We start from the raw sequence: 12,831 nt of genomic DNA, 5'->3' as shown, positions 1-12,831 counted from the left end.
CCAAACTCGAGGAGTGGGAGAACTTCTACAACGACCACCGTCCGCACGGCGCGTTTCGCGGCGGAACGCCGTACGAAGCGCTTCGAGAGAAGCTACGCAGCAACAGATCGAAGGTGTCTCACGCTACTTGACACATCACAGGCGAGACGGTCAACGGGACCAAGTCCGCGGCGCTAGACGAACATGCGTCGAGAGCGAGTCGACGTAGCCTAGCGCCCGCTACTTCTTCGTGGCGATGATCAGAAATCGCCAACTCACGACTTCCGCCAACCACCGCAGCGGCGGCACCTTCTCGACGACGCCTTCCACTCCGAGAAGGAACCGCATCAAGCGCGGCGACCGGCCGAAGGCGGAGGCGGCGTAGCAACCAGTCAGCGGATAGGCGAGAAAGTCCGTGCGCTTGAAGGAGAGCCCCATGTCGAGTTCCTTCAGCGTCGCCAGAACACGATCCTCCTCGAAGTGATCCTTGTAGTGCTGATCGATGGGCGACTCGTAGACGACCTTCTTGAAGACGATCGGGTCGACGACGCGATGAACCAACCGGCTGAACGGCGAGGAAACCGGTTCGAAGAGGACGAACGATCCGCCCGGCGCCAACGTGCGGTACGCGTCCCGCAGGCCGGCTTCGTAGTCGATCAGATGGTGAAGCGCGCCGTCGTAGACGATCGTCCGTACACTCTCGTTGGCCAGCGGCAGGAACTCACCGTCGGCGCGGAAACCGAGAAGTCCGCGCTCGGCCGCACCCGCAATCGCCTCCGAGACGTCGATGCCGACCAGCCTGGGCCCGTGCCTCGCCGCCGACTTCTGCAGCCACTCGAGAAGGTGCCCCTTGCCGCAGCCGATCTCGAGGATCGTGCCGGGGGACTCGAGGTCGAGGCATTCCGCGATGCGCTGAAACTGCCGCTCGAAGACATGCTTCGCACCTGGCTGCTGCCATGGAATGTCGAGCAGATCCTTCCCGACGGTGTTCTGCCACTCGCGCTCCAGCCGACGATACTCGTCGGCCTCGTCGCCGGGAGGCGTGCTGGATTGAACGGTTTCGGTCACGGAAAGCTCCGAGGCTAGCTGGGCCGGGAGAGCCGAAGCTCTTCCGCGCGCTTGTGCACCATCATCTTGAGGATTCGAAGGAATGTTCCAACATTCTGATAGCGTGAGTGAACGTGCGAATAGACTAGATCGCGATTGTAGTAGTTCACCGGAATCTCGACGACACGCCTTCTCGCCCGCAGCACCTCGATCACTATCTCGGGGAAGATCTCCACCCCGTGGCTCTCGAGCTGGTCCCGAATGAGGACATAGGTATTACGCCACACCCCACGGTAAACGCAGCAGATGTCGGTGAACCGGGAATCGAAGCGCCACCAGAACACCTCCAGCAGCTTGGCCAGCAAAAGGTGCGCAATCCGGACCGCGCCTCTCATGTTCGAGCCTTGCTCGATCATCTGTCGCGTCGTTCGCGTGCCGACGACGAGATCCGCGTCACGTAGGAAGGTCAGAAGCTTCGCGATGTCGCGGGGGGCGAACGTGTCGTCGGACAATGTCGTAATCAGCATGTCGCCGACCGCGGCGTCGAGACCGGCTCGCAGAAGATCACCCACTTGGGCCGAGGGATCGTCGTGGACGAGAATCCGGATCTTCTCATGCTGGCACGAAGCCTCGAGGGACGGGCTCTCCTGTCGGGTAACGACGACGACCTCAGAGACCTCCGGGCGTTCCGCAAACGGGAGAATCGCCGCCTCCGCGGAGACCTCCGTCTGATCGGAGACGTACACCACGCTCGTGGTCCGGCTCGCGAACTCGCGCTCCCGAAGCAGGTGGTTGGCGTGGTTCAGCTCGTTGCGATTGTTCACGTTCACGTAGTGACCATCGAGCTTAAACGCGCCGACGGGTGCGCCGCTGCGCGCGAGTTGGTCGATCCATCCGGTCCAGTCCCCGGGCCCCTTCCGGCCCTTTGCAAAGGTCTCGGCGAGACGCCGCTTCGCCTCGGGCTGGACGACATAGGTTCCGGTGCCCATCAGCAGACTCGTGACGACCTGCGGCTTCTCGTGAAGACCAACGACGTGACTGCCGTTCAGTTCCACGGTGTAGTTGTTGCGAACCGCACGCGGGTATTCGGCCTCTATGATCGCGCAGGTGAGGAGATCGTCGGTCGGCGTACGGAGAAGGTCACGATGATTCGTGCCGACGTAGCACTCGTCGGCCAGCACGATGCAGCACGGTCCCTCGAACTGCTTCGAACCAAGGTAGATCGAGTACGGGAGCTCGAGGTCGAGCCGGTCGTTCACGACGTAGGTAACCTCGACGTCGAATCGCGATCCGTCGCCCAGAAACTCGCGGATGCGGTCGCCGAGATGTCCGACGACCACCACGATCCGCCGCAGGCCCAACTCGTCTCGCATGAGCTCGACGTTGCCTTGAAGCAGCGGCTTCCCATCGACTTCGAGGAGTGACTTTGGCAGCTCCTGTGTGTAGGGATAGGCGCGAACACCCTTCCCGGCGGCGGGGATCAGACCGAAGATTTCGGGCACTCGCCGAAGCTAGAGGAGGTGCAAGGGGCACGCAACAAATTGCTGAACAACACCGACATCGTCGTCCCGATCTACAACGAAGAAGAGACCATCCCGGAACTTCTGCACCGCCTGCGCGAGGCGTGCCCGGGCGCCCGGATGATCTTCGTCGACAACGCATCGACCGACCGTACGATCGAACTTCTGGTCGAAGGCGGCGTCACCGACCTCGTCTTGCACGACGAGAATCTGGGCTACGGCCGATCGCTGCTCGATGGAATGCGCCATGGCAGCGGCGATCATGTGATCGTGATCGACGCCGACCTCGAGTACTGGCCCGAGGACATCCCGGCGATGCTCGAGAAGCTCCGCGAAGCCGATGCGGTCATCGGGTCACGGTTTCTGGCTCGCGGTGAATCCCCCCCGGCCATGCAGAAGTACCGCTCACTCGGAAATGGCCTCGTCACGGGTCTGTTCAACCTCCTCTTTCGCCAGCGGCTGACGGATCTCTACACCGGCATTCGCGCCTTCGAGCGACGCGCCCTCCCGCTGGGTCAGCTCGAGAGCAGCGGCTTCGAGTTCGTGTTGGAGCTCTCCGCACGACTCGCGCACGCCGGAGTGACCATTGCCGAGGTACCGGCGGGGTACACGCCGCGCAGCACGGGAAGTTCGAAGATGCGGCACATACCCGAGTTCATCAAGTTCGTGCGGCGGCTCGTCAGCCTCCGCATCGGCCTCGGGTCCAACTGAGCAGGTCGCCTTAGGAGGCGGAGAGCTCTCTCAGCCTCACCTTCAGTTGCTTGATGAGTTCCGGGTGCGCCGGATCAGCGGCGACGTTGTTCCTCTCGTAGGGATCAGCCCGAGCGTCGTACGGTTCGACAGGAATCTCTGGCTCGCCTTCCGAATCGCACTGCGACACTGCCGAACCGCGCGCTCACAACGAAGCCGATCTTGGATCTCGGATTTCGGACGCAAAGCGAAGGCCGGCTCCGGGCTCAGCGCACGCCGGCTCGACGGCCGACACCAGCAGAAAATCCGACCAGGCCACGGCCGAAAGTGAACTCCGTCGGGCGAGTCTCACTGCCCAAACAGGAGGCGTACGTCGACGGAATGTTCGGCGCCGTCCCGCGTCTTCGAGACCCGCACCGCGGACGAGCTCTACCGACTCGACGAAGACCCTGGCCAGCGGCGGTATGCCGCTTCGCAACATCCGGAGATTACGCGCGATCTTCAGGCCGCGCTGGTAGCCTGGTACACGGACAACGATGCCGTGGCAGCCGAGCTCGGACAGGAAGAGACGCGAGAACAGCTCGCGTCGAAGAAGCAGTGCGATCGTCTACGCCGAGTAGACTGCCTCCAGGATTCCGGCCGTGACGTCACCCGAGCGCAACCGGTGGGGGATTTTCTTCAGGAGCGGGAACTCAGACATCAAAGTACCGCGCAACTTCAACAACGCGCACGTGCGGCGCGACTTTCTCGCACTGCGGCGACCCGCCTACTTCGGGCAGAAAGCGGACGCGCCCGTTCGTCCGGGAAAGGGAAGGACGCGGCTCGTGCAGGGCCGCCCCGAAGCCTGTCCAAAGCGGGTCGACCGCCAAGAGCGAGCGAGGGCCGACACGCCTTTGCACCGGGCCGCATTCTTGAGGACACTACGCTCGTGACTCGGCCCGACCACTCGGAGACCACCCCCTCGCCAATCGCGCTCTGGGGTCTGGTCGTTGCAGTCTTCCTTGCGGAGACTCTGCTGCACTCTCCGGCGCAGCGACTCCTGCTTCTGTGGCCGGACGCCACGGAGTACCTGCTTATCGGCAACTCGTGGGCGCAGGGAACTGGCTTCGTCGACCCCGTGCAGTGGTACAAAATCCCGGAGGCGGGTCAGGTGATGCCCGCGTTCTCCGTTCGGGCCCCACTCGTCCCGTTCATGTTCGGAATCGCGTTCTGGCTTGGCAGCAGCGTGCTCACCATCATCCACCTGCATGCCGTGTGGTCCGCCTTCGCCGTCGGACTGCTCGCGTTGGGAGCGTCACGCGTGATGCGGCTCCCTGCGGCCGCGGCCGCCGCGCTCTGGGTCGGCGTCTTCCCGGCGTGGGTCCAGTTGAGTCGGGTCCCGATGACCGAGACCACCGCCGTGGCGTGCGTGGCGCTCGTCGCGTGGAGCCTGCGATTCGCATCGCAATCGATCGGTGGAGCCGCATTCTGTGCCGCCCTCACGCTGATCGCCTGGCTCACCCGACCGAACCTTGCCGGGATGGCGGTGGCCGCGTTCGTCGCCATGATGATCAGCGCTCGACCGCGACCCACGCTTCGAAACGTGCCCGCGTGGGCCTATCTCGCGACCTTCGTGTTCGGCTTCGTCGTCATCCGTGAGGTCACGCTCGCGTGGACGGGTTACACCCCCTACTCGGGCTACGCGCTCCTGGGGCGCTACCTCGACTCTCGCGCGGCAGAGGGCTTCTCGCTCGAACCGGCCGCCGGCTTGCTCGAACTGGTGCTCGATCGGCCCGCAGACGTCGCCAAGCGCGTGGGCACACTCCTGTTCGGGATGTACCGACAGCTGTTCTCGACCGATCGGTTCTCTTGGATCGGCTGGCTCGGGGCACCCGGCATTCTCTGGTGCTTATGGGGCGGGAGAAAGTACCAGGTCGAGCGGCGGTTCCTGGCATTCTGTGCCTTGGGGTTCACCGCGGTCACCGCCCTGACGCTTGGCTACTGGGATGGACTTCGCTACCCGTTGCTCACGGCCGTCACCGGCGCGCTCTGCGGAATCGCGTTGCTCGACGATCTTTGCGAATACGCCGCCCGCGCCCTCCCTGCCGGGGTCCTCGCGCGATCCATGAGTCTTGTGCCCTTTGGAGTCACGATCGCCGCGATCGTCGTCCTCGGGAACCCTCGCCACGTCATCGGGCCGAACTTCGGATGGCCCCTGCGCGACACGCAGAGCCTCGAACCCATGCTCACCCCGCTGGATCGCTCGACCCAGGCTCTCTGCCACGAGATCCCGAGGAACACGTTCGTGACCGCGCACGATCCATGGCGCGTCTCCTTTTGGTGTGGCAATCCCGCCACCGCGGTTCCACTCGACTTCAACTACCCGAAGGTTCGCCGTGCGTTTCTTTCACTGCGACGTCCTGCGTACCTCGTGCAGGTCGCGGGACGGCAGGCGAATCGCGGACGGGATCTCCCTCGGATCGTGCCCATCGCCGAGACCGAACGCATGAATCTCTATCGCGTGATCGGCGTCGAGAGCCCGATCGAGTGGACCGCGCCGCCGCCCGTCGGCTGCGCCGGTCGCCTGCCCGCGTGCCTCGAGAGCGTGGATCGGTAAACTCGCAAGCAGGCCCACACGCACGCCTTGAGACTGATGTGCCCCGGTTTTCACGGAGTCGGATTTCTGGAATCTAGAGCTGCTGTCGGAGGAGGACAGCATGGGCGGAAAGAGTTACCCGGCGGAGTTTCGGCGACGGGTACTGAAGCTTGTCGAAGCCGGGAGACGCGTCGCGGAGGTCGCCACGAATCTCGGCATCAGCCAGCAGACGATCTATGACTGGCGTCGCCAGGATCGTATCGACAGGGGCTTGGAGTCAGGCATTTCGTCGGCCGCGCAGCGGATAGCCGACAAGCAGGATTTCTATCAGCTGCTTACGTACAAAGACAATGTCGATCTCGAAGCCAAACTCGAGGAGTGGGAGAACTTCTACAACTACCACCGACCGCACGGCGCGTTTCGCGGCGGGACACCGTACGAAGCGCTTCGAGAGAAGCTACGCAGCAACAAGCTGAAGGTGTCTCACGCTACTTGACACATCACAGACGCGATGGCGATGGCCAGCCCGGATACGCCGGGGATGTTGGAGGACCGGCACCTGAGCCCGGTCCCCGACGTGGCGCACCTCGCGACGCTGCCCGCGGGCACCCTCGGGAAGGAGTTCGAACGCTACCTGACCGAGAACGGACTCGACGCGAACCTCCTACGCGAGTCCGCCTTCATCCCGGCCCACCGGGCGCGCGACGACGACGTGGGATATCTCGCGGAGCGCGGATTCCAACTCCACGACCTGTTTCACGTCCTCACCGGATTCGACACGACGCCGCTCGGAGAAGTTCGCGTGCTCAGCTTCACGGTCGCGCAGAGCCCCGCTCCGTACCCCGCGATGATCATCGCGAGCCGCCCGCTTCAGATGGTGCTCTACAACCCACAGCTCTTGCCGGTCGTCATGGACGCCATCACCGAAGGCTGGGCGCTCGGCCGGAAAGCGAAGTCTCTGCTTCCCGTCCACTGGGAAGACCACTGGGAGAGTCCGCTCGACGAGCTACGAGCCGAGTACGATCTGATCTGAACGGCGGCGCCCGCCGCGGATGGCCCTCTGCGCTACGACCCGAACGGTCGGTGCCGGACACGGGACCACATGGCGGATTCCTTCGCCCGGCATCAGCCCTGTTTCCGGGCGATCTTCGGGTGGGAGAGCTTCGATCCGAAGGCCGCGATCGACGCGGTGCGGCGGGAGCCAATCCCGTGGTTTTTCGGTCGACGGTGAGAGTTCTTGCTGGCATCTTTTACCAAAGGTTCGGCTCGGGAATCTCAGTGCCTCGGACCGGTTTCTTGCCCTGGCGCAGCCACGGACCGCGTGATCTGACCCGACCCCTGGAGACCTCGATAAACATGGAGCCCACCAGAATGAGACTGAAGCAACTCGCGACCTTCCTCGTGGCGGCGACCGCCCTCGTCGGGGCGGCCGGGTCCTCGGCCCACGCCCAGCCTCCGGGCATCAAGGCGGTCTTCATCGGCCACAGCTTCTTCCGGCCCTTCGCCGACGAGATGCCGTTCCACGCCACGCAGGCGGGGATCGTCGGCCATACGCAGAACGTGGTCTTCCGGGGCGGGCCCAATGGCGCACCGGAAGCACTGTGGAACGATCCCGTCACCCGTGCACTGATCCAGGGCTACCTGGATGCGGGCGATGTCGAGCTGTTCGGGATGACCGCCCACACGGACTACCCCACCCTGACGGGCTTCATCAATTGGTTCGACTACGCGCTGGCGCAGAACCCGAACACGCGATTCATGCTCGCGCTCCCCTGGCTGCCATACCCCGCGAGCTACACCTCCGCGGATTACGACAGCGCCTGGCACGCGACCCATACCGGGCCGTGGCACCAGGACCTCGTCGACGCCCTGCGGGCGCTCTATCCGGGCGTGGAGATCTTCTGCAACCCCTATGGCCAGAGCGGGCCGGAGCTTCGGCTGCTTTTCGACGCAGGCAACCTACCGGGCATCACTGCCGTCCAGGGTCCGGCCACCACGTCGCTCCACACCGACAACCTCGGGCACGCGGGCGACATCCTGAAGGACCTCGGCGAGCTGGTGTGGCTGAACCGGATCTACGACATCGACCTGCTCACCTACGGCTACTCGCCGCCCTGGGCCACGGACCTGAACGCCATCGCGCAGGCGATCATGGATGCCCACAATGCCACGTATGCCGTGACCGTGATCCGGGCGGGCACGTTCAAGCTCAAGGACGACGATACTCTCCCGATCGAACCCAAGAAGAGGAAGCTGACCTTCCGCTCGAAGAAGTCGAAGAACGGACCGAGCGGCGTCGTCGAGCCGGACTTCGGCAGCGTGGGCGACCCGACCAGTGCCGGCTCCAGCGGCGGCGGCGCGACTCTCACGGTCTACAAGGTCGGCGGGACGCCGGACGACGTCTACACCCACGACCTCCCGGCCGCTCTGTGGAGCCAGACCGGAAACGCCGCCCTGCCCGGCTACAAATATAAGGATAGCCAGGCGATCGAGGGCCCGATCAAGAAGGTCGTGTTGGGCAAGGGAAGCCTGGTCGTTTCGGGCAAGGGCGACGGCATCTACCCGCTCGCCGACGCCCCGCAGAAAGAGATGGCCGTTCGCTTGAAGCTCGGAACCGGCATCGAGCTGTGCGCCTCGGCTCCCGCACGCGCACCCGCGATCAAAAACGACACGACCCGCAAGTTCCTCGGGGAGAAAGACCCGCCCCTTCCGGCCGTGTGTCCGCCGGTACCGGAGGACCCGGGCTACGGCTCGGCGTCAAAGGCGTTCGTGGTCAAGAGCCGAGGCCTTCTGTGATGCGTGCGCCGGCCCTGTGCGTCTTCAATATGCGTGCGCTCCGGGGTGGGCATCGCCGCACGGGGACCAGTGGTAGCTACGGCCTTGGCGCTGCTACGCATACCCAATCGGCGTAGGGCACGCGGGAACCTAGCCCTTGCGTGCCCAAGCTCCCCCAGAGAGACTCCCAGTCATGACGCCCAACCGAACGCAGGCCGCGCGCCCATGAGGCAGAACGAGGCGCACGCATACGTCCGGTAAGGAGCCGTTAGGTCGGATTGGAGCCAAAAAGGGGCTTCATGTCGGCTATCCGCAACTTGGGATTCCCTGCGTCAACGGAGTTCAAGGGGCGATGCGTCTCCTTCGTACGGGCGAGTACGTCACGATCGACGGGTACCTGGGAATCGTGACCGTGGGAACACCCGACTTCGACCTCGAGCAGAGGGCGACCGACACCGAGTGACGTCCGTAGACTCGAGCCGCCGAAGCGAACACCATGCCGAGATCTTGAAGGCGCGGTGGCCCGGTCGCACCTGGGTGAAAGCCGACTTCGTACATTGGGACTCGGTCTAGCTGGGAGGTGTCGTGGCTGGCCGCCTTGTTCGTCAGTGAACGGGTCCGTCGTCGCGAGCGAGTACTTCGGACATGTGACTCGCCATTTCCAATGCCTCGTCGAGAACCATCGCTTCGGGTGCCGTCAGCGTGAACCCTTGGAAGGCACTGGTGGACAGAAGCATGAAGGGCTCCATCAGTTCGTGGGTTTCGCGTGCGCGCCGGATGAGATGTGCAATCCCGCGAAAGAAGCCAGCGCGTTCATGCTCATCGGAGCTCTCGGCCATACGCTGAAGCGTCTCGAGGCGAGGGAGGAGGTCCCTTCGAGCGGTTTCCAGGGGAACCCATTCCGGTGTCGTGCCGTCCATGGTTGTACCGTATCGGCTCCCGCGGCCGGCGCGAGGGGTGAAGTGTCCCAAATCCTGGGGACTCGCATCGCGACGCCTGGCGTCCGGCCCGGGCATGGCCGAGCTCGCGCCCCCGTCTTGGTCGCTGCCCCACGCGGGCCATCGCCGGGTACGAATGGGAGGGACCGATTGTTGGGGCGGAGGCTGAAGTGTTGCGCAGCGATGGGTGGGATGACGTTCCGCTTCCAAGGCTCGGAGTCGGCTCGATCTGCCGACGTCGGGACTCGAGTGCTCCGGCAATTTTTCCCCTTGCCCGTGCGAGGATGGGGGGCAGGTCTAAAGTGGATCGGATCGGTAAGTTGTGTCGAGTGCAGTGCCGGTCGATGCCAGCCGTCTTCGGGTTCGGTGAGCTGTCTCGAGTGTGGCCCGGCGCATCTCAACCCGGCACGGGCACGACCGAGTGCATCGAATGCAGCGCCGGATCGTACGGGGCAGTCCCGGGCAGCAGCGAGTGTGTTCTATGCCCAGAGGGCACGGAGATCTGCACGCTCTGACCGTTGCCAGGCGAAATACGTATGGAGCCCGAAGACAAGGACCACGTTGGCACCATTTCGCTTGTTGCCCGTGCGAGTCGACAAGTGGGATCGTTGTTGCTGGCGCCGGCGGTGTTGGCAGGCACCGCGAGTGCAGCGGTGCAGGAGCCCGTGGAGCTGTGGAGGTATGGGGGCTGTGACGCCTCGAGGTCGAGCTGTTGGTACAGCCCGCCGGCGTTCAAGAACGGGTTCGTTTACGGAGCGACCTGGCCGCTGGCTGCGGTATGGGCAGCGGACGGAACCACGCTGTGGGAAACCCCGTCGCCCCTCGATGGCGACTTCGGCATGGCTGGCCCTTTGGTCTGAACGGGGACACGGGCGGCGTTCTCCAGCAGATGCGTCGACACCCAGATCCTCTCCGACGAAGGTGTCTGCCACGGCATCACGCTCACCGACGTGCAGAAGCCGGAGCCCGATTCGTTCAAAGCGAAGAAACGGAGGATAGGTCGGATCACTAAGGAACGGCTCCTATCAGCTAGAACTGTGTCGCGGAGGGCTTCAGCCTTGACGCAATGCCAGTCCTCGTCCTGTCCGGAACCCGGGCCCCGTTCATGAGGCAGCGGGAGGGGCACACCAACGTCCGATAGGGTGCTTCATGTCGGCTGTCCGCGCCTCGATCCCCGCCCCCGCGTCACCTCGATGCGCTCGAACCGCTGAAGGGTCACCTCCGCAACTCGTCGGGCGATTCGCCTCGACGACGGCGGCACGCCTGCGCCGGCGGGTCACACATTCGAGGGCAGCAAGCGTGCGAGCATCCAGAGGACGACTGCGCCGCGGGCGGACCACGCGGCCGTCCGCAGCCAGTTCGTCTGCACGAGGCGCGCTTGGATCTCCGCCGAGAAGCCCGACCCGAGCGCTCCGTGCAGAGGAACCTGCACGAACGCGGTCGACGCCCAGGCCACGAGAACGAGGCCGAGCCCGAGGACGAATGGCAGACGCCCGAGCGCAGCCGGCGGCCAGATGGCGAGCGCGACCGCGGTGACGAGCTCGACGAGCATCAGCGGTCCCACGAGGGCAGTGATCCGGTTCGAGTGCTGACGGTGGTACTCGGGAAAGCTCGCCGGGCCGACGTAGGCGAACAGTGGGTAGAGACTCACCTGCACGGTCCAGATGAGGCCGGCGAGGGCCAGCGTCGCCCCTGCGTTCGCGAGCAACGCGAGCCCGATCATGCGCCGGTCTTCATCCGCTCTGAGAAGTCCCAGCTCGTGATCCATGTCGGATCGATCCGGATCGCGACCTCGGTCTCGGCGCGGCTCCGGAGCCACCGGGTGAACGATGAATCTTCGGCCCCGAGGTAGCGCTCGATGAGCCGGGCCAGCACGCGCGGGCCTTCGGCCTCGGAGAGCGTCGCGCGCCCCTGCCCGCGGACCCCGGAATACGGTAGGGTCTCGCCCGCGATCTCGAACGCACACCGGTCGTCCTGGGCGAGGTACTTCGCGGTGCGCGACGAGTTCTGCGTCGCGCACCACAACGCGCCGTCTCGGTGCTCGAACCACAGAGACACGATCAGCGGCCCGTCGGCTCCCCTCGTGCAGGCGAGCCGCACCGGAATCCGCGCCCCGTCGAGATACGCGGCGACTTCGGCCGCGTTCCACGGCCCCCGGAGCTTCGGTGACATCGTCATCATGAGTCCGATCTAATCAGACCACGAAGCAGGCGGGGGTCAAGCGGGGGGCTGCCGAGCGCACGGGCCGGCCGGGTCCCGATCCTGCAGGGCGGCTTCCTGCCAGCGGGCACGGCTGGTGATCTACCTCACCCGAAGGACCCGACCGAGTCCAGGTGGTCCAGGTTCTTCAGCATGAGCGCCATCCGGGGGTCGTTCCGGAAGTGCTTCTCGTGACGAAGCAGGAAATCCGAGTACAGCGTGCTGCAGGGGCAGGCCTCGGACCCCGTCGGCTTCTTCGGATCCTACGCGCGCGCTGCAATGGTCGCTCATGCGTAAGATGTCGTTGCCCGTCGATGCGTACGACTTCGCGCCGATGGCACCCTTCGTAGTTCCCGGCCGCGCGGTGGCGTGCAGCGCCATTCCGACCACGTCACGGCGTCGTGACCCAGCAGTCGACGCCGGCGGGGAACATTGGTCCGCTAGGTCCGCTTGGTGCGCGTCGAGGGTGGCACGTCGTTCGGGTGCAGCGGCCGCACGGTCGCGAGCGCGATCCCGAGCGGGAGGGTCGCGAGCACGTGGAGCACTGGCCCGTACGACCCGAGCACGGAGCGGCTCGCCGCAAGAAGACTCGGGCCGATCGCGCTGCCTACCACGACCGCGGTCATGCTCGCACCGGCGATCGCACCGAGGTGCAGGCGACCGAAGAGTCGCGGGAGGCCCACCGACGAGAGCAGTCCGAACTGTCCGGCGGCGAGGCCGAGGCCGATCGCGGCGGCACGGAAGCCCATGGGGTGTCCGATATGGGCGCTTGCGGCGAAGCCGACGGATTCACAAGCGAGCATCGCCCACACCAGGGTTCGAACGCGCACTCGGTCCGCCAGCCATCCTTCTGTACGTCGTCAGCTGAGTCGGGATCTTTGGGGTCGATTTATAAGAGACACTTCCGGCACGTTTGCCCGCCTACGCGGCGCGTAGATTCTGTCGCTTACGACGGGCCATTGTCTTCTTCTTGATCTGTTCTCGGCGCGTCAGGATCGCGGTGCGCCGCCCATGATATGCATCGGCTGGAGTCACGTTGTCCAGTGACTCGTGGTAGCGGCGGTGGTTGTAGTGCTCGACGAAGCGACCGATCGCACGCTCCAGTTCC

13 protein-coding genes and 2 pseudogenes are annotated in these 12,831 nt (G+C 64.9%); 8 read left to right on the top strand and 7 right to left on the bottom strand.

All coding sequences use genetic code 11. The annotated features are described in order from the left end of the window. Positions 1-219: 219 nt before the first annotated feature. Positions 220-1,047 carry a methyltransferase domain-containing protein gene (locus P8R42_06660; GenBank protein MDG2304326.1) on the bottom strand — a complete coding sequence of 276 codons (828 nt, stop codon included), beginning with the start codon at positions 1,045-1,047 and terminating at the stop codon, positions 220-222. Positions 1,048-1,061: 14 nt separating this feature from the next. Further along, positions 1,062-2,528 (bottom strand): NTP transferase domain-containing protein, encoded by a 1,467-nt coding sequence (locus P8R42_06655; protein MDG2304325.1) that lies wholly within the window; start codon positions 2,526-2,528, stop codon positions 1,062-1,064. Positions 2,529-2,546: 18 nt separating this feature from the next. Here P8R42_06655 and P8R42_06650 point away from each other — a divergent pair, with 18 nt between their 5' ends. The 7 genes and pseudogenes from P8R42_06650 to P8R42_06620 all read left to right on the top strand — a co-directional run bounded on the left by P8R42_06650 (position 2,547) and on the right by P8R42_06620 (position 9,049). Next, on the top strand, positions 2,547-3,257 hold the full coding sequence (locus P8R42_06650; protein ID MDG2304324.1) for a glycosyltransferase family 2 protein: 711 nt from the start codon (positions 2,547-2,549) through the stop codon (positions 3,255-3,257). 907 nt (positions 3,258-4,164) lie between these two features. Further along, positions 4,165-5,832, top strand: coding sequence for a glycosyltransferase family 39 protein (locus P8R42_06645; GenBank protein ID MDG2304323.1), 1,668 nt, complete (start codon positions 4,165-4,167; stop codon positions 5,830-5,832). 100 nt (positions 5,833-5,932) lie between these two features. Then, a pseudogene (locus P8R42_06640) lies at positions 5,933-6,106 on the top strand (transposase). Positions 6,107-6,118: 12 nt separating this feature from the next. After that, positions 6,119-6,307: pseudogene (locus P8R42_06635) on the top strand (hypothetical protein). Positions 6,308-6,322: 15 nt separating this feature from the next. After that, entirely contained in the window at positions 6,323-6,844 is a 522-nt protein-coding gene (locus P8R42_06630; GenBank protein ID MDG2304322.1) for a Coq4 family protein, read from the top strand. Positions 6,845-7,182: 338 nt separating this feature from the next. Next, positions 7,183-8,607: a hypothetical protein gene (locus P8R42_06625; protein ID MDG2304321.1), complete on the top strand. Its 1,425-nt coding sequence runs from the start codon at positions 7,183-7,185 to the stop codon at positions 8,605-8,607. A gap of 301 nt (positions 8,608-8,908) precedes the next feature. After that, the gene (locus P8R42_06620) at positions 8,909-9,049 is read left to right on the top strand and encodes a hypothetical protein (GenBank protein ID MDG2304320.1); all 141 of its coding nucleotides are present in this window, start codon (positions 8,909-8,911) and stop codon (positions 9,047-9,049) included. 142 nt (positions 9,050-9,191) lie between these two features. Here P8R42_06620 and P8R42_06615 read toward each other — a convergent pair whose 3' ends face one another. Further along, a complete protein-coding gene (locus tag P8R42_06615; protein MDG2304319.1) occupies positions 9,192-9,506 on the bottom strand; it encodes a hypothetical protein in 315 nt (104 codons plus the stop codon). A gap of 617 nt (positions 9,507-10,123) precedes the next feature. Between P8R42_06615 and P8R42_06610 the strand changes: the two genes are divergently transcribed. Next, a complete protein-coding gene (locus P8R42_06610; GenBank protein MDG2304318.1) occupies positions 10,124-10,384 on the top strand; it encodes a hypothetical protein in 261 nt (86 codons plus the stop codon). A 416-nt stretch (positions 10,385-10,800) separates the two neighbouring features. Here P8R42_06610 and P8R42_06605 read toward each other — a convergent pair whose 3' ends face one another. The 4 genes from P8R42_06605 to P8R42_06590 all read right to left on the bottom strand — a co-directional run. Then, positions 10,801-11,292 carry a hypothetical protein gene (locus tag P8R42_06605; protein ID MDG2304317.1) on the bottom strand — a complete coding sequence of 164 codons (492 nt, stop codon included), beginning with the start codon at positions 11,290-11,292 and terminating at the stop codon, positions 10,801-10,803. Next, complete coding sequence (locus P8R42_06600) at positions 11,244-11,705, bottom strand: pyridoxamine 5'-phosphate oxidase family protein (protein MDG2304316.1); 462 nt, start codon at positions 11,703-11,705, stop codon at positions 11,244-11,246. Before P8R42_06600 ends, P8R42_06605 begins: the two co-directional genes overlap by 49 nt. A gap of 458 nt (positions 11,706-12,163) precedes the next feature. Continuing rightward, complete coding sequence (locus P8R42_06595; GenBank protein MDG2304315.1) at positions 12,164-12,553, bottom strand: hypothetical protein; 390 nt, start codon at positions 12,551-12,553, stop codon at positions 12,164-12,166. A gap of 91 nt (positions 12,554-12,644) precedes the next feature. Continuing rightward, positions 12,645-12,831 (bottom strand): integrase core domain-containing protein (locus tag P8R42_06590; protein MDG2304314.1); only part of this gene is annotated, 187 nt, incomplete at its 5' end.

The sequence above is a fragment of the Candidatus Binatia bacterium genome (genome assembly GCA_029243485.1).
Lineage (GTDB): Bacteria > Desulfobacterota > Binatia > UBA12015 > UBA12015 > VGTG01.
This window is presented reverse-complemented; position numbering and strand designations above follow the sequence as displayed.